At 67.4% G+C, this 21,320-nt stretch carries 20 protein-coding genes; 10 read left to right on the top strand and 10 right to left on the bottom strand.

All coding sequences use genetic code 11. From position 1 onward, the window contains the following. Positions 1 to 33: 33 nt before the first annotated feature. Positions 34 to 1,041 carry a hypothetical protein gene (locus BLU04_RS16415; protein ID WP_157895223.1) on the bottom strand — a complete coding sequence of 336 codons (1,008 nt, stop codon included), beginning with the start codon at positions 1,039 to 1,041 and terminating at the stop codon, positions 34 to 36. A 117-nt stretch (positions 1,042 to 1,158) separates the two neighbouring features. On the opposite strand from BLU04_RS16415, the gene BLU04_RS08670 reads away from it, so the two are divergent. Together BLU04_RS08670 and BLU04_RS08665 are read left to right on the top strand one after the other, a co-directional pair. Continuing rightward, positions 1,159 to 2,931, top strand: a complete 1,773-nt coding sequence (locus tag BLU04_RS08670) for a GspE/PulE family protein (protein WP_231964848.1) — start codon at positions 1,159 to 1,161, stop codon at positions 2,929 to 2,931. A gap of 21 nt (positions 2,932 to 2,952) precedes the next feature. Further along, complete coding sequence (locus tag BLU04_RS08665) at positions 2,953 to 4,215, top strand: type II secretion system F family protein (protein ID WP_093284727.1); 1,263 nt, start codon at positions 2,953 to 2,955, stop codon at positions 4,213 to 4,215. A 3-nt stretch (positions 4,216 to 4,218) separates the two neighbouring features. Here BLU04_RS08665 and BLU04_RS08660 read toward each other — a convergent pair whose 3' ends face one another. The 6 genes from BLU04_RS08660 to BLU04_RS08635 all read right to left on the bottom strand — a co-directional run bounded on the left by BLU04_RS08660 (position 4,219) and on the right by BLU04_RS08635 (position 10,214). Further along, positions 4,219 to 5,286 carry a substrate-binding domain-containing protein gene (locus BLU04_RS08660; RefSeq protein ID WP_093284725.1) on the bottom strand — a complete coding sequence of 356 codons (1,068 nt, stop codon included), beginning with the start codon at positions 5,284 to 5,286 and terminating at the stop codon, positions 4,219 to 4,221. Positions 5,287 to 5,290: 4 nt separating this feature from the next. After that, positions 5,291 to 5,686: a hypothetical protein gene (locus BLU04_RS08655; RefSeq protein ID WP_093284723.1), complete on the bottom strand. Its 396-nt coding sequence runs from the start codon at positions 5,684 to 5,686 to the stop codon at positions 5,291 to 5,293. Between the two features lie 71 nt (positions 5,687 to 5,757). After that, on the bottom strand, positions 5,758 to 6,756 hold the full coding sequence (locus tag BLU04_RS08650; RefSeq protein WP_093284721.1) for an ABC transporter permease: 999 nt from the start codon (positions 6,754 to 6,756) through the stop codon (positions 5,758 to 5,760). Continuing rightward, positions 6,753 to 7,667 carry an ABC transporter ATP-binding protein gene (locus BLU04_RS08645; protein ID WP_093284719.1) on the bottom strand — a complete coding sequence of 305 codons (915 nt, stop codon included), beginning with the start codon at positions 7,665 to 7,667 and terminating at the stop codon, positions 6,753 to 6,755. Before BLU04_RS08645 ends, BLU04_RS08650 begins: the two co-directional genes overlap by 4 nt. A gap of 52 nt (positions 7,668 to 7,719) precedes the next feature. Beyond that, positions 7,720 to 8,295 carry a hypothetical protein gene (locus BLU04_RS08640; protein ID WP_157895222.1) on the bottom strand — a complete coding sequence of 192 codons (576 nt, stop codon included), beginning with the start codon at positions 8,293 to 8,295 and terminating at the stop codon, positions 7,720 to 7,722. Positions 8,296 to 8,309: 14 nt separating this feature from the next. Beyond that, positions 8,310 to 10,214 (bottom strand): hypothetical protein, encoded by a 1,905-nt coding sequence (locus BLU04_RS08635; protein WP_093284715.1) that lies wholly within the window; start codon positions 10,212 to 10,214, stop codon positions 8,310 to 8,312. Between the two features lie 265 nt (positions 10,215 to 10,479). On the opposite strand from BLU04_RS08635, the gene BLU04_RS08630 reads away from it, so the two are divergent. From BLU04_RS08630 to BLU04_RS08595, 8 genes are all read left to right on the top strand, one after another. Further along, a complete protein-coding gene (locus BLU04_RS08630) occupies positions 10,480 to 11,901 on the top strand; it encodes a hypothetical protein (RefSeq protein ID WP_093284713.1) in 1,422 nt (473 codons plus the stop codon). 50 nt (positions 11,902 to 11,951) lie between these two features. Continuing rightward, complete coding sequence (locus BLU04_RS08625; protein ID WP_093284711.1) at positions 11,952 to 12,938, top strand: type I phosphomannose isomerase catalytic subunit; 987 nt, start codon at positions 11,952 to 11,954, stop codon at positions 12,936 to 12,938. A 432-nt stretch (positions 12,939 to 13,370) separates the two neighbouring features. Beyond that, positions 13,371 to 13,568 (top strand): YezD family protein, encoded by a 198-nt coding sequence (locus BLU04_RS08620; protein WP_093284709.1) that lies wholly within the window; start codon positions 13,371 to 13,373, stop codon positions 13,566 to 13,568. A 15-nt stretch (positions 13,569 to 13,583) separates the two neighbouring features. Beyond that, positions 13,584 to 14,399 (top strand): hypothetical protein, encoded by an 816-nt coding sequence (locus BLU04_RS08615; protein WP_093284707.1) that lies wholly within the window; start codon positions 13,584 to 13,586, stop codon positions 14,397 to 14,399. Positions 14,400 to 14,496: 97 nt separating this feature from the next. Beyond that, complete coding sequence (gene cysK, locus BLU04_RS08610; protein WP_093284705.1) at positions 14,497 to 15,459, top strand: cysteine synthase A; 963 nt, start codon at positions 14,497 to 14,499, stop codon at positions 15,457 to 15,459. A gap of 88 nt (positions 15,460 to 15,547) precedes the next feature. Next, positions 15,548 to 16,009, top strand: coding sequence for an Rrf2 family transcriptional regulator (locus tag BLU04_RS08605; protein ID WP_093284703.1), 462 nt, complete (start codon positions 15,548 to 15,550; stop codon positions 16,007 to 16,009). A gap of 8 nt (positions 16,010 to 16,017) precedes the next feature. Then, positions 16,018 to 16,323, top strand: a complete 306-nt coding sequence (locus tag BLU04_RS08600; RefSeq protein WP_093284701.1) for a hypothetical protein — start codon at positions 16,018 to 16,020, stop codon at positions 16,321 to 16,323. Positions 16,324 to 16,404: 81 nt separating this feature from the next. Further along, the gene (locus BLU04_RS08595; RefSeq protein WP_093284699.1) at positions 16,405 to 16,857 is read left to right on the top strand and encodes a hypothetical protein; all 453 of its coding nucleotides are present in this window, start codon (positions 16,405 to 16,407) and stop codon (positions 16,855 to 16,857) included. A gap of 3 nt (positions 16,858 to 16,860) precedes the next feature. Here the strand turns inward: BLU04_RS08595 and BLU04_RS08590 are convergent, their stop codons facing one another. From BLU04_RS08590 to BLU04_RS08580, 3 genes are all read right to left on the bottom strand, one after another. Next, positions 16,861 to 18,828, bottom strand: a complete 1,968-nt coding sequence (locus BLU04_RS08590) for a methyl-accepting chemotaxis protein (protein ID WP_093284697.1) — start codon at positions 18,826 to 18,828, stop codon at positions 16,861 to 16,863. Between the two features lie 63 nt (positions 18,829 to 18,891). Further along, positions 18,892 to 20,385, bottom strand: a complete 1,494-nt coding sequence (locus BLU04_RS08585; protein WP_093284695.1) for an efflux transporter outer membrane subunit — start codon at positions 20,383 to 20,385, stop codon at positions 18,892 to 18,894. Beyond that, complete coding sequence (locus tag BLU04_RS08580) at positions 20,386 to 21,255, bottom strand: HlyD family secretion protein (protein ID WP_093284693.1); 870 nt, start codon at positions 21,253 to 21,255, stop codon at positions 20,386 to 20,388. Positions 21,256 to 21,320: the final 65 nt, after the last annotated feature.

Here is a 21,320-nt window from a genome sequence, read left to right as displayed (position 1 = left end):
TGGAGGAGGGTGTGGGGTGAGGATCGGAAAGGGTCAGGGGGCCGCGGTCCCGGTCGGCGCGTAGGCACATTCGAGGGAGAGGTCTTTCAAGGCGAAGGGGACGCTGCCGCCCGCGTCGGTCCCGGCGGGGACGAGCTCGATCACATTCTCCCCCGCGTGGAGGAAACGGGCCGGAAGATAGACGGCCCCGGCGCGCCAGGCGGCCAGGGTCCCGGTCCCGGGCAGGTAGCCCGGATCGTCGAGCGCCGGGGCCGGCGCGGAGAAGGTCCCGACGCGGACGCCGTTGATCCGGCATTCGAGTTCCTGCTCGGGCGGGAGGCCGAGGACCTTCCCCGAGAGCCGCGCCGCCGAGGGAAGGCGGTCGATCACCGCGTCGAACGTCGCCGGATCGTCGGTGCCGAACCGGGTCGGGCGGTCGAGGAGGGCGGTCCGGGTCATCCCGGAGGTCACCAGGGCGGCGGGCGAGAGGGAGGGGCTGCCGTCGACGTCCGAAAGGGGGAAGACGACGCTCCCCCGCAACGCGCCCGCCGCCGCATCGCCGATCTGGCCCGGGAGGGCGACCACGGGGAGGGAGCGGACATCGGCCCACTCCCACACCAGCCGCCGGATCGAGGCGACGCCGTCCCCGGCGTTCGACTGGAAGACGATCCGGGTCATCCCCGAGAACGGGATCAGGAGGGTGCGGGAACCCGCGAAGCCGGTCCTCTCGTCGAGGTTCTCCGCCAGGGTCTCGGCCCGACTCCCGTCGAGGCTCTGGGTATAGACCCGGAGGAAGCGGCCCTCGCCCGAGTCGAAGACGACGGTCAGGATGAGGTTTCCCGTCCCGGAGGGAGGGGAGACGTCGAAGCTGGTCCGGCTGACGGTGGTGTCGAGCTCGCTCGCCGTCCCCACCGGCTGGAGCCATTCGGGGAAGAACGCCGTCTTGCCCGGCTCGAAGGTGAAGGCGGGGGAAACCCCCTCGGCACGCCCCATCCCCACCCCGGCGCAAGCCAGGGCGACGAGATAAACACCGAAACGAAACTTTTCACCAAACAGGAACATACCGATCAATTGAAAGACTCGCCAAAAGAGTGTGAGTTACAAAGAAATTATCGCAATGACATTTCAATTTGAATTCGGAGGGAAACAGGGGCTATCTAGAGAGAGACCTCCCCGTCCATGTCCGCCACCCCCCTTGAAATCCCCGCCGCGTCCGCCCCGGCTCCGGCCCCCAGACGGCGGATGACGGCCAGCCTCGCCGAGATCGTCGAGATCGCCGCCGCCCTCGGCGGAGCGGGAAGCCGGGAAAAGATCGCCGAGGTCTGCCTCGACGCCGCCACCCGCCAGCACTCGGTCATCGACGCCCTCCTCGACGCGAAGATCGTCGACGAGGCCGCCTTCCTCCAGTCCCTCGCCACCCATCTCTATATCCCCTGGTGGGGCGACATCCTCCCGCCGATCCCCGCCCCGCTCCGGGAAAAGATCCCCGTCCGCCTCGCCGTCCAGCACCGCCTCTTCCCCGTCCAGGAGGACGACGGCCCGCTGAAGCTCCTGACCCACGATCCCTATAACCGGATCGCCCGGCAGAGCCTCGCCCAGGCCCTCGGGGAACCGGTCCAGTGGGTCCTCGCCTCGCGGACGAAGATCGAGGAAGGCCTCCGCCAGAGCTACGGCGTCGGGGCCGAGATCTTCGACATGATCCTCGAGGGGCGCGACATCGACGAGGCCCTCTCGAACCTCAAGCAGGAGACGACCGTCCTCGACGCCGAGGACTCCGAGGCCTCCGTCGTCCGCTTCGTCAACCAGATCATCCGCGAGGCCCTCCGCGAGCGGGCGACCGACATCCACATCGAGCCCCTGGAGGACGACCTCCGCATCCGCTACCGCGTCGACGGCGTCCTCCACGCCACCCCCGTCCCGACCCAGATCCGGCTCCTCCAGGACTCGGTCATCTCCCGGCTGAAGATCATGGCCCACCTCGACATCGCCGAGCGGCGGCTCCCCCAGGACGGGCGCATCAACCTCGAGCTCGAAGGCCGCCCGATCGACGTCCGCGTCGCCACGATCCCCTCGGTCCTCGGGGAATCGGTCAGCCTCCGCCTCCTCGGCCAGGAGCAGTTCAACTTCGAGCGCCTCCAGCTCGAGCCCGAGACCCTCGCCATCGTCGAGCGCCTGCTGAAGCAGCCCAACGGCATCGTCCTCGTCACCGGCCCCACCGGCTCCGGCAAGTCGACGACGCTCTACACCTGCCTCTCGACGATCAACACCCAGGCCCGCCGCATCGTCACCATCGAGGACCCCGTCGAGTACAAGCTCCCCGGCGTCATCCAGATCGCCGTGAAGCCCGAGATCGGCCTCACCTTCGCCACCGGCCTCCGCAGCATCCTCCGCGGCGATCCGAACGTCGTGATGATCGGCGAAATGCGCGACGTCGAGACCGCCGAGATCGCCATCCGCGCCTCCCTCACCGGCCACCTCGTCTTCAGCACCCTCCACACGAACGACTCGATCGGCGGCATCGTCCGCCTCGTCGACATGGGGATCGATCCCTACCTCGTCTCCTCCTCGGTCCGCGCCTTCCTCGCCCAGCGCCTCGTCCGCGTCCTCTGCCCCCGGTGCAAGAAACCGGCGGAGGAATCGGTCGCGAAGCTCGCCGAGATCGGCTATCCCGCCCACGCGGGCGGGACCATCTTCAAGTCGGTCGGCTGCGAGGCCTGCCGCCGCACCGGCTACCAGGGCCGGATGGCCCTCCTCGAGATCTGCGAGATCTCCCCCGCCATCCAGGACCTCATCACCCAGCGGAAATCGGCCAACGTCCTCCGCGCGAAGGCGACCGAGGAGGGGATGATCAGCCTCCGCCAATACGGCTGGAGGCAGGTCGCCGCCGGGAAGACGACCATCGAGGAAGTCCTCCGCGTCACCTCCGCCGACGCGGCGCTGGCCGACGAATAGGATGAACGGCAAGAGGAACCGATGAGCCTATTCGTCTACCAGGCCGTCGACGCGCGCGGCGCCCGCACCTCGGGCGAGATCGAGGCGAAGTCCCGGGGCGACGCCCTCCACAAGCTCGAGGCCGGACGCCTCCAGCCGATCTCCGTCCGTCCGAAGCCCCTCGGGACCGGCGCAGGCGCAGGGACCGCCGCCGACGATCCCGACCGCAATCCCGCCTCGTCCTTCGCCGAGGCCGGTTCCCTCGCGCTGAACGCCACCCAGATCGTCCACTTCACCGACGAGATCAGCGACCTCCTCGACGCCGGGCTCCAGCTCGAGCCCGCCCTCCGCCTCATGTCCCAGCGGAGCGAGCTGACGAAGCTGAAGGGCGTCGTCGCCCGGCTCCGCGAGGAGATCCGGGACGGCGTCAGCTTCTCCGTCGCCCTGCGGCGGACCTCGGCCAGCTTCGGCGAGCTCTACTGCCGCCTCGCCGAGGCGGGCGAGTTGAGCGGCGCGCTCCCGCAGATCCTCCGGCGGCAGTCGCGCTTCCTCGCCGCCATGCAGGAACTCCGCAGCCGCGTCATCCAGGCCCTCATCTATCCGGCCTTCATGACCCTCGCGGGGGCCGGGCTCATGGTCGTCTTCATGGTCGTCCTCGTCCCGAACCTCACCATGCTTTTCTCGAAGACCGGGACCGAGCAGCCGCTCCTCACCCGGCTCCTGATCCTCTCCAGCAACTTCATCGCCACGTGGTGGTGGGCCGTCGCCCTCGCCGCGGGCGGCCTCGCCTTCGGCTTCTGGAGCTATATCCAGACGACCGAGGGCCGCGCCTGGTGGGACCGCGCCCAGCTCCGCCTCCCCCTCGTCGGCGCCGTCATCTCCTCCCGCTACTACGTCCAGCTCTCCCAGACGCTGGCGACGATGGTCGGGAGCGGCATCCCCCTCCTCAATGCCCTCCGCCTCATGGAGGCGGCGACGGGGAACACCCATCTGCGCGGGCAGCTCTCCCGCGTCGTGGCGATGGTCAGCGAAGGGGGAACCCTCTCCCGGGCCTTCCAGCGCGTCGGCGAATTCCCGCCGACGCTGATCGACATGGTCGCCGTCGGGGAACAGACCGGCGATCTCTCGACCTCGCTGGAGAAAATCGGCACCCGCTACGACAAGGAATTGAACATCAAGATCCAGCGCCTCACCGCCATCATCCAGCCGACGATCGTTCTCGTGATGGCGCTCGTCGTCGGCGTCGTCGCCTTCTCGATGATCACCGGCATCTTTTCCGCCGTCTCGGGCCTCAAGGCCCACTAAGGCTTACGGATCGAGCAGGATCGGCCGCGCCGCCCGCTCTTCCTGCAGGCCGACCCCGGAAACCTCGGGATTGAGGAACTCTGCAATCTTCGGATCGGCCAGCTTGTCGGTCGTGATGATCTTCGTCGCCACATTGCGCTGGGCGGCGACGGGCTTCCCCCGCGCCCCGGCGACCGCCCCCTTCATCGCGTGGTAGCCGATGAGGTAGGGACAATCGGCGATGACCGAGTCGATCTCCCCCGCGCCGAGGGCGGCGAGGGTCTCCTTCCGGTTGCCGTAGACCATGACCACCGGCTTCGCCCCGTTCCCGCCGTTGGAGGCGGCAGCGGCGGCCTCTTTCAACGCGCGGGCGACCTCGGGCCACGCCTCGGGATCGGCGACGCAGAGGGCCGCGACCTTCCCGCCGAGCCGCTTCAGGATCGGCCCGACCTCGCTCGCCGCCACGCCGGGGATCCCCTGGGCGAGGTCGCCGGAGGTGATCGCGAGCGCGTTGGGATAGAGCCGGAGCCCCTCGATCATCCCCTTTTCAAATTGGGAGACGCCGAGGGAAGCCTTCGGATCGCCGACGATGAGGACGCCGCCGTCCCCGCCGATCCGCTTCGCCAGGAAGGCCCCGGCCTCCTGCCCCGACTGGTAGAAACCGGTCCCGACCAATCCCGCGATGTAGGGGGAGGAAAAGGGGGCGTCGACGACGATGCCGGTACAGCCGCTGCGGAAGGCCTCCTCGATCCGGCCGAGGAAATTGGGGCTCCGCGCGCCGCCGACCGGGGAGAGGATCATCCCGGCGCAACCGGCGGAAGCCCCCTTCAAAATGGCCTGCGTCTGCCCGGCCACGTCGGCCGTCGCAGGGAGGAAGACCTCGACGGTCGGAGCCTCCCCTCCCGTCCCGGCGAGGTCCTTCGCCGCCTTCTGCGCCCCGGCCAGCAGGGCGTCGGCATACTCCCCGGCATGGATGGGGACGAGGGCGACGTGGACGGGGGCGGCCCCGGCGGCGGGGAGGAAGGGGGCAGAACCGAGGAGGGCAAGGGCAAGGACGACCGCGCGGGCGAGAAGGAAACCGGGACGGGCCACGGGATTAGACCTTTCTCATGTCGGTGACCTCGATCACGCCGTCCTTGCCGATCTCGACCTTGAACTGGTAACGCTGGCCCTTCTGGAGATTGAGGTAGTTGAACTTGGCCGGGACGAAGATCGCGACGACGCCGTTGTCCCCGACGATGACCGAGATGAGGCGGCCCTTCGTCGGCGACCAGGCGAGGGAGTTCTCGACGGTCCCCTCGACCTTGTAGCTGTTCCCCCGGAGGCTGTTCGCGTTGTCGAGGTAGGCGGGGAGGTCGAGCGGGGAGATCGTCCGGTAGGGATCGCTGGTCTGCTTGAAGACGTAGGCCCCGCCGCCCATCCCGGCGGCGACGAGGATGACGACGAGGATCAGGGTGCTGACGGAAATCTTCGAGCGAGCCTTGCGTGCCATAGAAGCGGGTCTTAGGAGGGTAGTGGCGGGAAAGACCGGCCACAAGACAGAACTCGGAATCGGGCCATGATCTAGCCGTCGCTCCAGCGGCTGCGGACGCAGCCGAGCCAGGCGAAGATCTGCCCCACGGCGATGTGGCCGAGCAACATCCACCAGCAGAGCGAGGAGGAGGAGAGCGGCGTCTGGGCGACGGCCTTCACCATGTCGTAGAAGCGGGTATCCTGGATCGTCTGGAGGTAGGAGGACCAGCCCCAGTAGGAGGCGATGAAGGGGCGGACCATCGAGCCGAGCGGCTCCGGCAGCGCGAGGACGGCCCCCGAGAGCGGGAGCTGGAAGCCGACGAGGTAGATCGAGATCATCGAGGCCTGCTCCGCCGTCGGGGCCCAGCACGAGATCGCAAGGCAGACGGAGCTGATCGCCGCGTTGGTCAGGAAGAGGGAGACGAACTGGGAGAGGAGGTCGCCCGGGAACTGGCCGACGAAGTAGACGAAGATCGTCATCCAGACCGACTGGACGAAGGCGAGGGTGAAGACGAAGGTCGATTTCGCCAGCAGGTAGCTCCCCGGACGGAGCCCGGCCAGCTTCTCCTTCTCGAAGAGGAGCCGCTCCCCGGCGACTTCCCGCGCGCCGTTGTTCGAGCCCATCAGCCCCAGCAGCACCACCTGGATCATGACGAGGCCGGAGACGAGGCCGCCGATGCGGGCCGCCTCCTCGGTGTAGCCGGCGGCTTCCTTCAGCTGCGTCAGCATGTCGTTCCCCGACGTCATGCTCATGTTCTGGGTCTGGGGGAGGCCGTTCCAGACGAAGAGGACGACGAGGAGGGGGAAGGCGAGGATGAGCGCCAGCTGGAGCCAGCACTGGGACGGGACCTTGAAGAAGATCACGATCCGCCGGAGGAGGACGAAGACGAATTGGGTGACCGCATCGGGACGGCGGATCGCCGGGGCCTTGGCGGGAGCCTTGGTTTTGGCCTTGGCCGGGGCCTTCGGCGGCTTCGATTTAGGCTGGGCCACCGGTTCGGGTGCCGACTCGGGTGCCGGAGAAGATGAAGGAACGGCGTCGTCGCTCATGCGATCTCCTTCGTTTCGCCGTCGGGATTATCGGGGAGAGGCGCGTCGGCTTCGGATGCCGCGGAGACGGAGGGCGGCACCTGCTGCACCTCGCCCATCCCCTCCAGCGCCGCGGCGACCTCGGCCGCGTAACGGCGCCAGCCTTCGGCCCACTGCTCGGGCTCGTAATCGGAGAGGCGGTTGAAGACCCCCTCGTGGTGGGCGATGCCGAAGTATTCGGTCAGGAGAGTCCCCTTCCCCAGGAAGACGACCCGCCCCTGGAAGAGGACCGCGACGCCGTCGTAGAGCTCCGCCTGCCGGAGGCTGTGGGTGACGCTGAGGACGAGGCGGTCGGCCCCGCCGCCGCCGGAGCCATGGGCGAGGCCCGCGAGGAGCGCCACGATCTCGTCCTCGGAACGGGGATCGAGGCCGCTCGTCACCTCGTCGCAGAGGAGGATCGCCGGATCGCTGATCAACTCGAGGGCGAGGGCGAGGCGGCGGCGCTGCCCGCCGGAGAGGACCCGGACGGGACGGTCGGAGAAGGGGGTGAGGCCGGTCTCCCGCAACACCCGCTCCTTCCGCTGGGCGCGCTGCGCCGAGGAGAGCCCGGCGACGCGGAGGCGGATGGCGTAGGCGATGCTCTCGTCGACGGTGAGGGACTCGTGGGCGATGCTGAACTGGGGGACGTAGGCGAGCTCGCCGACGGCGAAGTCCCCCTCCTTGTCGAGGTCGCGCCCCTGCCAGAAGACGGCCCCGCCGGTGTTCTCCAGCAGCCCGGCGACGGTCTTGATGAGGGTGCTCTTCCCGCAGCCCGAGGGGCCGATCACGGCCCAGAACTCGCCGGGACGGAACTTCGCCGAGACGCTGTCGAGGAGGCGGCGCGGGCCGTCGTCCCCCTCGATCTCGATCGATACGTCGCGCAGTTCGAGCATGGAAAAAACGGGGCGGACGGGGCGCTCTTGCTTGCGGCCTATGGGCTATGGGCTACTGGATCACCAGCGGGCCCGATTCCGTGGTGTAGGTGCCGCCCTGGCCCGATTCCCACGCGCTGTCGGCGCTGCGATAGATGTCGTAGACTTCCTTCGGCTTGGAGACGCGGTATTCGACGGTGTGGGCGTGGGTCGCCTCGGGATACTTCTTCATCACCATCGTCGAGGTGAGGTCGGAGAGGGTGTCGCCGCCGCCGACCGCCGCCGCCGCGTGGTTCGCCGCCGCCTCGACCTTGTCCTGCAGCGCCCCGACGGCGGTCTTCGCCATCCCGTTGGGGCTCGACGCCTCGACGCCGTTCTCGACGGCGTAGATGCGGATCGAATTGTTCCCGTAGGTGTCGACGACGAGTTCCGTCACCCGGAAGCCCCCCTCGACGGTGTAGCGGGAGAAGCTGACCGAGATGATCCGCTGCACATGGACCTTCACCGTTCCGCCGGGAAGGTTCGCCGTCCAGAGCCAGCGCGGCGGGGCCGGGGCGATCGTCGAGTCGTCGGCGCGGACCGAGGAGGCCGGGAAGAGCGGCAGGGAGAGCGCCAGCAAGGCGGCTCGGAGGGGAAGACGATTTTTCATGCTTCAGGCCATGCTCAGGAGGAGGGAGCCCCGGAATCGACGGCGGCGGCGTCCCCGCCGTTCGCGCTCTCGGGAAGGATCTTGTGCGAGAGCCGGGCGATGCCGTCCTGGGCGAACTCGCTCGGCGGATAAAGCTTCTGCGCCTTCAGGTACCAGGCGAGGGAGGAACCGATCTGCCCCTTCTTCTCGAGGTCCTGGGCCGTCCGCACGGTGCGGACGAAGTCGGCCGCCTCGGTCGTCAGCTGCGCGCGGAACTGGTTGAGCTTCGGATCGGTCTTGTATTGCTCGGCCGTCTTCTCGACCCCCTCCCACGCGCCGACGTAGTCGCCGCGCTTCTCGACCTCGGTCGAGCGGACGATGGCCATCTCGATCGTCTGGACCTCCTCCAGCACCTTCTGGAGCTGGGGCTGCTTGTCGGGATAGAGGGCGGTGACGGCGATGTACTTCCCGCGGTCGTCGAAGATCTGGCGGTAGTTGTGCTGGCTCAGGAGCCGGTCGAGGTCGCTGAGGGCCTGCAGCTGGACGTCGGCCCCGTCGAAGATCCGCTTCGAGACCGAGGCGAGGTCGGGATTGCGCGGCCAGATCTCGGTCGCCTCCTTCAGCTCGGCCTCGACGGTCGCCCGGTCGCCGCCCGCCGCCGCCGCCTTCGCCTTCGCGAGGTGCATCCCGGCGACGGTCTTCGAGGTCTGGATCACCGCCATCGGCTTGGAGGAATCGAAGTCGGCGGCCATCGCGGTGAGGTCGTTCGTCAGCGCCTCGGCGCGGGTGAAATCCTTAACGTCGATCGCGGAGAGGAGCTCGTTCTGCTTCTGGACGAAGGTGAGGGTCTGCCGTTTCTGGTCGCGGGAGATGTTCCGGACCTCGGGCATGTACTCGCCCTCGGCGAAGACCTCGGCGAGGCGCTCCGAGGCGCTCGCCAGTTCCTTCTTCTCCAGGAGGAAGGTGAAGGCCTGGACCCCTTCCTTCACGTCGCGGATCGCCTCGCGGGCGAGGGTGTCGAGGGTCGAGACCGTCGGGGACATCCCGGAGGGGAGCCCGGAGCCCTGGGAAAATAGCGACTCGGCGTCCTTCGAGAGCTGGAGCTTCCCCTCGCCGTCCGGGAAGAGCTGGCGGTAGAAGAGGTCGCCGATGATCACGTGCTGGAAGCGGCGCTGCATGAAGAGCTGGACCAGGAGGGACTGCATCTGGACGCGGGCGACGGCCCCGCTCAGTTCCCCCTTCGCCTTGTTCAAGGTCATCTGCGCGTTGACCTCGGCGAGGCGCTGGACGTAGGGGAGGGCGAGGCGCTGGCGCTCCTCCTTCACCGCCTCCAGCTGCTCCTTGTTCCGGGCGAACTGGAAGGAACCGGCGTCGCTGAGCGTCGCGTTCGCGTTCCATTCGAGCTGCTTCCGCTGCTCCTCCAGAGCCGAGGCCGAGGCGTCGAGGCGGTCCTGCTGGTTCTGCGTCTGCCAGACGGCCTGGATCGCCGCGGCGAGGCCGTCGCAGAGGTTCGCGTCGATCGAGTAATCGGAGGCCTTGTGGAGGAGAGCCCAGGCCTTGTCCATGTTCGCCGAAGAGGCGTTCTGCGGCGACATCAGCTCGATGATCTGCTTGATGTAGCCCTGGTAGGCGGCGTATTCCTCCTGGCTCTGTTCCGGGGCGTTGAGGAACTTCTCCAGCCGGGCGCGGAATATCCGGTTGTTGTTCACGTTCCAGTGCTGGCCGTTCCAGGCCATCACATCGCTCCCGGGATCGAACATCGGGATGTCGCTGTTCGACTGCTTGCTGTTATTGTTGGAACCCGAATTCGAGTTCCCGCCGCCCTGATTCGAGTTGGAGCTCGTCGCGAAGGGCTGGGGCTGCGGAGCGGGCTGGGGATTGGCTCCCATGCCGCCGCCGCTGCCGGGATTCCAGGTCGACTGGGCCTGGGCCGAGCTCAAACCCGCCGTGAACCCCGGGAACAAACCGGAGACGCAGCAGGCAACCAAAACCGTTAAAACCCGCGAAGGCGTCTTTGCAGCCATTACATTCTACGATGTCCCGCCCGCCAGCGGGAGTCAACCTTCTAAGCAGCCTCCGAGGCGGAAAGATAAGAGTAAAGCATAACGAAAAGGCGATTCTTTCCTTTTCCCCCGCCTTGTGGAAAATAGGGCCTTCGTCCTTTCCCATCCTGGTCTATATTTCCCCACTCCCCCCATTTTTTCTATGAAGCTCGGCAAGTCCGCTAAATGGCTCCTCATCGGCGTCGTCCTCGTCATGGTCCTCTTCGTCGGCGTCGGCATCACCGGCTATGTCTGGCTGAACCGCTACCTGGCGGGGGAGGAATTCCGGACGAAGGTCTCCCAGGGAGTCTCCGACGCCCTCGGCGTGAAGGGCCAGTTCGAGCCCTTCCGCTGGCAGGGCCTCTCCGTCTACACCCCCGGCTTCACCGCCACCGGCCCGGCCGCCTCCTCGGTCGACCGCCTCTCCCTGCGCGAGATCCATGCGGACATCGGCTTCTCCGCCGCCCTCCACGGGAAGCTCGAGATCCCGATGCTCGAAATCGGCCAGGTCCTCCTCAGCCTGAAGGAAGTCCCCGCCTCGGTCCCCTCCGCCGCCGTCCCCGACGCCCCCCTCGCCGCGGCCGCGCCCACTCCCGCCGCGGCTTCCAAGACCGCGGACGCCTCCTCCGGCCAGGTCCGTCTCGGCACGATCAAGGTCGCCACCCTCAACATGACGTGGCCGAAGGAACTGGGCGGCGGCGGCAGCCTCTCCGACCTCCAGGTCATCCTGAAGAGCGGAGACAACCAGACGAACACGAACTGGAACGTCGACGCGAAGGGCGGCACCCTCGGCATCGCCCTCCTACCCCAGCTGAAGGTCACCGAGTTCACCCTCCGCATCAACTCGGGCCGCCTCTACATCACCCGGTCGGAGTTCCGCAACGGGAGCAACGGCGTGAAGGGGGCCGTCACCGCCTCGGGCGAGGTCGGCCTCGGGGACTATCCCGACCTCGACCTCCAGTTCAACGTCGCCGCCTTCCCCCTCACCCCCCTCCTCCCCGAGGATTGGAAGCCGAAGCTGGTCGGCGACCTCGACAGCGCCTTCCGCCTCACCCGCGCCGCGACGCCGAACGCCCCGTGGAAGATCGAGGGCAAGGCGAGCCTCGCCGGGGCCTCCCTCCAGGGCCTTCCCGCCCAGACCTACATCGCGATGGGAACCCAGGACGCCCGCTACAAGAACCTGAAATTCCAGACCGTCTCCCTCGACTTCACCCTCACCCCGGCCCGGCGCGAGGCGCGGAACATCATCATCGAATCGCAGGGCTGCATCCGCGTCGAGGACGGCCAGATCGGCGACGACGTCCTCGGCCCGCCGACCGACGCCCTCTCCGGCACGCTGAAGCTCGGCGTCCCCCCGGGGAACCTTTCCCTCATCCCCGGCGCCCGCACCCAGGTCTTCACCGAGGAGCGCGGGGACTACGTCTGGACCGTCGTCCAGATCGGCGGCACCGTCTCCGACGTGAAGGAAGACCTGACCCCGCGCCTCACCGGGGCCGCCTTCAACTCGGTCCAGGAAACCGTCCAGAAAAACGCCGGGACCGTCATCGACGGAGCCCAGAAAGTCCTGAACAACCTCTTCAAGTAAGGCGCTTCCTCCGACTTGCCCTGCGCGACATTTCCGCCTAGCAAGACGGGATGACGATTTACACCTTCGGCCCGATCTACCAGGAACGGATCTGGGGCGGCTCCGCCCTCGCCAGCCTCTACGGACGGACCCTCCCCGCGCCCGACCGCATCGGCGAGAGCTGGGAAGTCGTCGACCGGCCCGAGGCCGTCAGCCCCCTCTTCGCGCTCACCGAGAACCCCGATCAGGCTCCCGAGGCGAAGGGGACCCTTCACGACCTCTGGACCTCGTCCCGCGCCGAGGTCTTCGGCGAGCGCGCTCCGAAGGCCGAGCGTTTCCCGATCCTCATCAAGCTCCTCGACTGCCGCGAGACCCTCAGCATCCAGGTCCATCCCCCCGCCGCGATCGCCCCCCAGCTCAAGGGCGAGCCGAAGACCGAGATGTGGTACTTCCTCCACACGGAACCGGGCGCGAAGATCTACGCCGGGCTGAAGAAGGGCGTCACCGCCGATGCCTTCAAGGCCGCCATCGGCACCCCCGGCCTCGCCGCCCTCCTCCACGAGCTGCCGACCGAGCCGGGCGAGGCGATGTTCCTCCCCTCCGGACGCGTCCACGCCATCGGCGCGGGAAACCTCATCCTCGAAATCCAGCAGAACTCCGACACCACCTACCGCGTCGACGACTGGGGCCGGATCGACAAGGACGGCAAGCCCCGCGCCCTCCACATCGAGGAGTCGAAGCTCTCGATCGACTACGGCGACTTCGAGCCCCTCTTCGCGCAGCCCCACGGGGAGCGGGTCGTCGAATCGGCCTACTTCGCCACCCACCGCGTCTTCCTCTATCCGGGCGAGTTCCGCACCTACAACCCGAACAAGCAGAGCTTCAACTACCACTTCGTCGCCCGCGGGACGGTGAAGATCGGAGAGCGGAGCTTCAAGCCGGGGGATGGGTTCCTCCTTCCTGCCTCGGCACCGCAGTACGACGTCGTCGCGCAGGCGGGGAAGGGGGGGGATCAGGAGGAGATGGTGGAGTTGGTGACGGTTTCGTTTCCGAGGTAGGGGGGTGGTCCTCTTTGGATGTCGGGGGGCGGAGCGCCCTTCGGGGCTTGCGCGGTCGACCCTGTACAGCTGGAGGCGATCCGCTTTATAGCCCAAGAGGGGCTTCGCCCCTCCTCGAACCTCCCCCTCTGAGGGCCTTAGCTAGGCGGACGCGCTTTGGCGGCGCCTCGTCTCCTAACTGTTTTAAAATCCGCTGCTTCCTGGAGCGCCCGAGGGTACGAGCGATAGGGAGAGACAGGGCCAATACGCCTAGACTCCTATCGGGAGAGGAACGCTTGGGAGGAAGCACGCGTCCTGGCGCTGGCGGCGCCGAAGCGGGTTGGGGCTCTTCGGTTTGTTTTCTTTTTTTGAAACAAAGCCTTGCTCTTTTCATAAAATATACTAATCCTATAGGACAATATCCAATCTTTAACCCTTACCGGAAGCACCACCATGTCCGAAACCCTTTCTCATCCCGAACCGACTGTTCCGGCCTCTGTCTCCTCGGAATTGTTGCTCCAAATCCAACGCTCTCTCGCGGGGATCGATTATGGCTCGGTCGAGATCGTCATCCACGATTCCCGCGTCGTCCAGATCGAGCGGAACCGGAAGACCCGTTTCCGTCATCCGCTCGAAATCCCCCCCTCGTAACCTTCCCGGCCCGCCATGACTACCCCCCTCGCCCGCACCGCTCCCGCCTTCCGTCCGAAGGCGTTCGATACCTCCCTCCGCGTCTTCTCCTCGCAGATCGACGCCCTGTGGCGGGAATATCCGCCCGAGGTCGCCATCATCCTCGACCGGCTCCTCCGACAGGAGGGGGAACCGGTCTTCACCTCCTTCGGCTGCCAGGAGGCCGTCTTCCCCCGCCTCTCCCTCGGCGGCGAAGGGAAAGACCTCCTCCGCGTCGGCATCTTCGGCGGCTTCGACCTCGAACCGGCCGGGACCCTCACCCGCCTCGGGAACCTCCCCGACATCCTCCGGGCCGAATACCCGCTCCTCCTGAAGGAACTCTCCCTCCGCCTCTATCCCATCGCCAATCCCCTCGCCTTCACCGGCTCCTGGCAATCGCTGCCCGGCCAGACCCTCCGCCGCCGCCTCTGGCGGGCCGAGGAACGGGCCGACACCTACTACCTGAAGCGCGAACTCGGCGTGCAACGCTTCCAGCTCCTCTTCCTCCTCTCGGCCAACCCCGCCGAACCGGCCTCGATTTCGGCCTCCAGCCGTGTCATCACCGAGGAGGTGCTCCAGCCCGTGCTGGAGCGGCTGAGCGGCCAGGAAATCGCCCTCACCGGCTGGAAGGAAGGCGATTCCTTCCTTCAAAACGCCGCCGGGGCCGACATCGGGACCGTATTGACCCCGTTTCCCTCCGAAATCCGGATCAACTACCCCCTCCCGGCCGACCCGGGCCGGAACCTTGCCCGCCTCCTCGGGGCCTTGCTGCGGGAATACCGGACCTTCCTTTCCTTCCGGGAAAACTTGTAAAAGAGCCGATTCCGTCGTAGCCTTTTTATTCCCCTATCGGATATGTAGTTCTTACCCGATTCCTCCTTTTACCCAACACACCACCACAGACCAACCCATGCCGATCCATCAGAACATCGTCAGCACCGTCGGGCACACGCCCCTCATCAAACTCAACCGCATCACCGAAGGCCTCGACGCGACCATCGCCGTGAAGGGCGAGTTCTTCAATCCCCTGGGCAGCGTGAAGGACCGGATCGGCAACGCCATGGTCGCCGCCGCCGAGAAGGAAGGGATCCTCACCCCCGGTACCACGATCATCGAGCCGACCTCCGGCAACACCGGCATCGCGCTGGCCTTCGTCGCCGCCGCCAAGGGCTACAAGCTGATCCTCACCATGCCCGAGAGCATGAGCCTCGAGCGCCGCACCCTCCTCGCCCTCCTCGGCGCGCAGCTCGTCCTCACCCCCGCCGCCGAGGGGATGAAGGGCGCGATCGCCAAGGCCGAGGCCCTGAACAAGGAAATCCCGAACTCGTGGATCCCCCAGCAGTTCAACAACCCCGCCAATCCCGCCATCCACCGCGCCACCACCGCCGAGGAAATCTGGACCGACACCGACGGCAAGATCGACATCTTCGTCTCCGCCGTCGGCACCGGCGGCACCATCACCGGCGTCTCCGAAGTCATCAAGGAACGGAAGAAGGGCTTCCAGGCCGTCGCCGTCGAGCCGAAGGACTCCCCCGTCATCACCCAGACCCGCTCCGGCCAGCCCGTGAAGCCCGGCCCCCACAAGATCCAGGGCACCGGCGCCGGCTTCGTCCCGAAGAACCTCAACCTCGCCATCGTCGACGACGTCGTCACCGTCAGCAACGAGGACGCCATCCACACCGCCCAGCGCCTCGCCAAGGAGGAAGGGATCCTCGTCGGCATCTCGACCGGAGCCAACGTCTGGGCCGCGATCCAGCTCGCCAAGAAGCCCGAGAACAAGGGCAAGCTGATCGTCACCGTCGGCTGCAGCACCGGGGAGCGTTACCTCTCCACCGCCCTCGCGGAAGAAGCCAAGAAGGCCGTCGGCGCCTAGTCGCAACGGGAAGGGGTGCCTGCCATGCCGCAGGCACCCCTTTCTTATTGTCGTATCGTACCCTTCGTAGGATCATTCCCCACCGACTATGTTGACTAAACGTGGTAAATACGCCCTCCGGGCCGTCCTCTACCTCGGCCGCCACCGCGACCGCGGCCCCATCCTCATCCAGGAAATCGCCGAGCAGGAACAGATCCCGAAGAAGTTCCTCGAGGCGATCCTCCGCGACCTCCGCAACGAGGGGATCCTCCAGAGCAAGATGGGCAAGGGCGGCGGCTACCTCCTCGCCCAGCCGACCACCCGCATCTCCCTCGGCGACGTCATCCGCACCATCGACGGCCCCCTCGCCCCGATCCCCTGCGCCAGCCAGACGGCCTACGCGCCGTGCTCCGACTGCCCCACCGTCGACACCTGCATGATCCGCATCGTCATGCGCGACGTCCGCGACGCCAGCTCGAAGATCCTCGACGGCACCAGCCTCCAGGACGCCCTCGACCGCTCCACCGCCCTCGACGCCGAGACGAAGAAGACGCTTCACTTCGATATTTGAGCCCTGCCATGAAACGGGCCCATCTCATCCTGGTTTTCGCGCTGGCCCTGATGGCTACATATGACCCCGCCATGGCCCAGGCTGATCTTCCAACGCTCTCCATCACCCGCGAAGACGTCACCAAGGTGGTCATCGAAATCGATCCGAAACAGCCGGAGGGAATCCTCACGATGACACTGACCCCCGCCAAGCAAGCCGACCTCGCCAAGATCACCCGCGAAAACAGCGGAAAACGAATCCGCTTCATCATCGACGGAAAAGTGGCCTCGGAACCGACGGTCAACAGCCCGATCACGGGCAAACGCTCACGTTGAGTCAGCCCGCCGATCTGATCCTCTCCATCGCCCACGATTTTTTCGGCAGCAAAAAATAACCGGGAACGGCGGAAATCTGGAATGAAGCTTCATTGGCTCCTGGCCCTGGTCGTCCTCTCCCTCGTCGTCGCACGCGCCGACGACACCGAACCGCCCACGGTCTTTTTCGCGCAGATCGTCAAGGATCACGGCACCGTCTCGATCTCCGACGGGGCTTCGCTCTTCACCTTCTCCAAGGACGGGACGTTCAAGCAGCGGCCGTTGGGGATATCGGGCCGCACCGTGGAAGGCCGCTGGGTCGAAGCCGATCAATCGTGGGGCAACGCGTCGTTCATCATCACCGGCAATTGGAGCTGGGTGAACGGCATATCGCCCCCCTCCGACCCCCGCAGGATGGTCATGGCGATCTATCCTTTCGGGAAGTTCGGAACCCTCGAGCAGTTCGGAAAAGAGATTCCGGTCTACAAAACCTATTTCGTCATCGAAGAACTGGTGAAGACCCCGGCCGCCCCGCCGACGCCGCAAGGCCCCTAGGGCCTACTTCAGCCGAGGCACCACCGCCTTCGGCTTCCTCGCCGTCGCGGTTCCGCCCTTCAAGGCCATCCGGTCGACCCGTTCCGATTTCAACGTCGTCCGCTGGGGCAATCCCGCGGGGGATTCCTTCCCCCCGATGATGTGGAGGAGGTCGGAGATGACGGCGTGGAGCTGGCCCGCCTCTTCCTGGAGGTTCTGCGAGACACGGGCGGTTTCCTGGGAGTTGGCGACGTTCGACTGGGTCAGCTTCGACATTTCGAGGACGCCGGTGCTGACCTGCTGGAGGCCGATGTTCTGCTCGCGGGTGGCGGTGCCGACTTCCTGCATGAGGGCGTCGGTCTCGTTCATCTTCCCGACGATCTCCTGGAGGCGGCGGTCGACGGCGCCCGCCTGGTTGATGACCTTCTCCAGCTGCTCGGCGACGCGGCTGCTGATGCGGCTCCCGTTGGCGCTCTTCGCGATCGAGTCCTCGATGAGGCGGGCCGTCTCCTGGGAGGCGTCGGCGCTCCGCTGGGCGAGGTTCCGGACCTCGTCGGCAACGACGGCGAACCCGGCCCCGGCCTCGCCCGCGCGGGCGGCCTCGACGGCGGCGTTCAACGCGAGGATGTTCGTCTGGAAGGCGATCTCGTCGATGGTCCGCATGATCTTCGAGATCGAGGCGCTCGACTGCCGGATCGCCTCCATCGCGCCGATCATCTCGCTGCCCGAGTTCTGGATGACCTTCACCTCGTCGCGCATGTGGCGCATCTCGTCGACGCCGGTCTCGGCGAGGAGGCGGGTGTCGGAGGAATGGCGCTGGGCGGCCTCCATCCGGCTGCTGTTGCTCGCGGAGATCGAGGACATCTCCTCGATCGAGGCGCTGCTCTGCTCCAGGGCGGCGGCTTCCTGGACGGCGGTGGCGGCGACCGACTCGCTCGCCCCGGCGACCTGGACGGCGGTCTCGTTGAGGGTGTCGGAGGAATGGTGGAGCTGCGCGCCGATCCGCTTCAGGCCGCTGGTGAGGGAGTGGGACTCCGCGTAGAAGAGGGCGAGGATGCCGAGGATGAGGAGGATGCCGACGGCGATGACGCCGAAGACCTTCAGGGAGAGGCCGACGGCCTGGGCGCGGGCGTCCTGCAGGTTGACGCCGGAGACGATCTCGTAGTTCCAGGCGGGGAAGCGATCCCGGACGATGTTCCAGCCCGCCTTCTCACCCGCGCCGGGCTGGAGGAGGCTCTCGACCTGGGCCGCCTCGATGTGGCTCGACTGCATGATGACTTTCCCCTTGTTGTCGATGAGGGCGATGAAGCCGTGGTTGAGGATGCGGGCGCCCGCGATCAGCTCGCGGAGCTTCGTCATCGTCGTGAGCGGGTAGCCGACGTAGAGCGCGCCGGTCACGACGTTCTCCGCGTTGCGCTGCGGCTCGTAGCCGGTGAGGTAGGGCTGGCCGAGGATGTTGACGAGGCCGTAGTAGGCCTTGCCCTGGCTCAGCGCGGCGTAGGCGGCCCCGTTCGGATCGAGGGGGGTGCCGACGGCCCGGGTCCCGTCGGGCTTCAGGACGTTCGTGCTGACGCGGGTGAAGGTCTCGCCGCTCTTCGCGAAGAGGGTGGCGGTGCTGCCGGTCAGGGCCTTCACCTGATCGACGACGGCGTAGGGATCGGCTTCCTTGGCCGGGGCGGGGACGGGAGCAGGAACGCCCGGCTTGGCCGCCACGGCGGGAGCCGGGAGCAGCGCGGGAGCGGGGACGGCGGCGGCCTCGACCTTCTCCTGCAGGACCTTCATCGCCGACAGGACGAGCTGGGAGTAGACCGTGTCGTTCGTCTCGAGCTGGAAGGCGATGTTTTGGCGGATCTTGTCGGCGCTCTCGAACGACTCCTTTTCGGCCTGATGGTAGAGGACGCGGAGACCGACGAGGCTGGCCACGCACAACCCCAGCGTGGCGACGATCCCGGCCAAAAGAACTTTATGATGGAGCTGAAAGCGGGTGGTCATGCGAAAGTGATAACGGGTTTCTCCCGATTATCAACCTGTTAACCCTCCCCTGCGGCAAAGAGCCTAGCGGGCGGCGACCGAATCCTCGCCCCAACCGCCGCCGAGGGCCTTGATCAGGGTGACGGCGGCCTGGAGCCGCAACGCGCTCACTTCGGCGACGCCCCGCTTCGCGCCCAACGCGGTGCGCTGGGCCTCGATGACGTCGAAGTAGGAGACCTCGCCGCTCTTGTAGCGGGCCTCGGTGAGGCGGAGCGCCTCGTCGGCCTGGGCCGCCGCGCGGGCGACGGCGTCGATCCGGTCGCCGAGGTAGCGACGCGCGACGAGGGCGTTCTCGACGTCGCGGACGGCCCCGAGGACGGCGCCCCGGTAGGTCGCCGTCGCCTCCTCCCAGGCGGCCTTGGCGTCGCGGAGGTTCGCCGCGTTCCGGCCCCCGGCGAAGAGCGGGAGGGAAAGCGAGGGGCCGATCGACCAGATCTGGCTCGGCGAGGTGAAGAGGTTGTTCGTCGAGTAGCTGAGGTAGCCGCCCTGGCCGGTGAGGGAGAGGGCGGGGAAGAAGGCGGCCTTGGCGACGCCGATCTCGGCGTTCTTCGCCATGACGAGGCGCTCGGCCCGGGCGACGTCGGGCCGCCGCTCGAGGAGCGAGGAGGGAAGGCCGACCGGGACCTCGGGCGGGGCGGGGAGGGCCGGATTCTCGGCCAGGGCGAAGTCGGTCGCCGGCTTGCCGCTGAGGTAGGCGATCGCGTTCTGGTTCTGGGCGCGGGACTGGAGGACCTCGGCGAGGTCGGCCTCGGCGTTGGCCTCCTCGGTCTTCGCCTGGGCGACGTCGAGGGCGGTGACGCGGCCCGCCTGGAGGCGGGTCGCGGCGATCTGGACCCCCCGCTTGCGGAGGTCGAGGGTCTCCCGGAGGAGCTTCGCCGAGGCGTCGTCCCGCCGCAGGGCGAAGTAATCGAGGGCGGCCTCGGTCGTCACGGAAAGGAGGACGTTCTGCGCGTCGGCCTGGGAGGCCTGGGCCTGGGCCCGCGCCGACTCGAAGCTGCGGCGGACGCGGCCCCAGAGGTCGACCTCGTAGCTGAGGTCGAGGGTCATCGTGAAGGAATTGAGCGTGGCCGACGGCACCGTCACGCCGGGGAAGGAGAACTGGCGGAGCTGCGGCGTGTTCGCGCCGAGGCGCTCGCGCTCGGCCTTGCCGTTCGCGTCGACCTCGGGGAGGAAGGCCGCCCCCTTCATCCGGGCCGTCGCCCGGGCCTGGTCGACGCGGGCGAGGGCGGCGCGGAGGTCCTGGTTCCGGGCGACGACCTCGGCCTCGATCCGGTCGAGCTCGGGGTCGTTGAAGCGGGTCCACCACGGCCCGCGCGAGGCCTCGTCGGCGGGGGCGGCGGTCCGCCACTCCTGGCCGTTCGCGTCGGTGAAGGCGGAAGGCGTGGAGGGCGAGGAAGAGGGCGCGGCGGGAAGCTGCGCGGCCAGGTCGGGCTGCCTGTAATCGGGGCCGACGGCGCACCCGGCCAGAGCCAGGGCCGAGGCGAGAGCGGGGAGTAGGAGAAACCGCGCTGCTTTCATTTATTTCGTCAGGTCGACGACCGGGATCGCGGAGAGGCCGGGGAGGACGCGATCCTCGACGCCCCGGATCGACTCGGGCTCGAGGACGATCTTCACGGGGACGCGCTGGACGACCTTCGTGAAGTTCCCCGTCGCGTTGTCGGGCGGGAGGAGGGCGAAGGTCGAACCGGTGCCGGGGGCGAAGCTCTCGATGTGGCCCCGGAAGGTCCGCCCGGGGATGCCGTCGATCTTGAGCGAGACGGGCTGGCCGACGCGCATCCGGCCGATCTGCGTCTCCTTGAAATTGGCGACGACCCACGCCCCGTCGACGACGGCCATGAGGCTGCTGCCGGGGGCGACGCGGTTCCCCGCCTCGACCTGCTTCCGGCCGACGCGGCCGTCGGTCGGCGCGCGGAGGGTGCACCAGTCGAGCTGATTCTTCGCGTCCTGGAGTTGGGCGGCGGCGACCTTCACCTTTTCCTTCGAGGTGTCGGAATCCTGCTGGGAGATCGCCTCGTTGCCCTGGAGCGGGAGGAGGCGGTCGTAATCGGACTTCGCCCGGTCGTAGGTCGCCTGGGCCTGGTCGACCTTCACCTGGTATTCGGCGGTGTCGAGGCGGACCAGGGGCTGCCCGGCGGCGACCTTCTCGTTGTCCTGGACGAGGACCTCGGCGACGGTCCCGGCGACGCGGGGGGAAATCGAATGAATGTGGCCGACGACGTTCGCGTCGTCGGTCTCCTCATGGGCCCACGATTGGTAGAGCCACGCGCCGATCACGAGGACGGCGAGGACGGCGAGGGCGAGCTTGACCCGCCTGTCGGCGAATTTCCCCTGCGCCCAGCCCTTGAGATGGAGGAGGCGGGCTTTGGGAGTGGCGGGAGCGTCGTGCATAGGCGGGACAAAAAGATGAGGAGCCACGCTAAGCGCAGAGTCCTTTTTTGTCCAATCACTTAATG

Source organism: Verrucomicrobium sp. GAS474 (genome assembly GCF_900105685.1).
Classification (GTDB): Bacteria; Verrucomicrobiota; Verrucomicrobiia; order Methylacidiphilales; family GAS474; genus GAS474.
The sequence above is the reverse complement of the archived record's forward strand: the minus strand, read 5'-3'. Positions and strand labels throughout refer to the sequence as shown.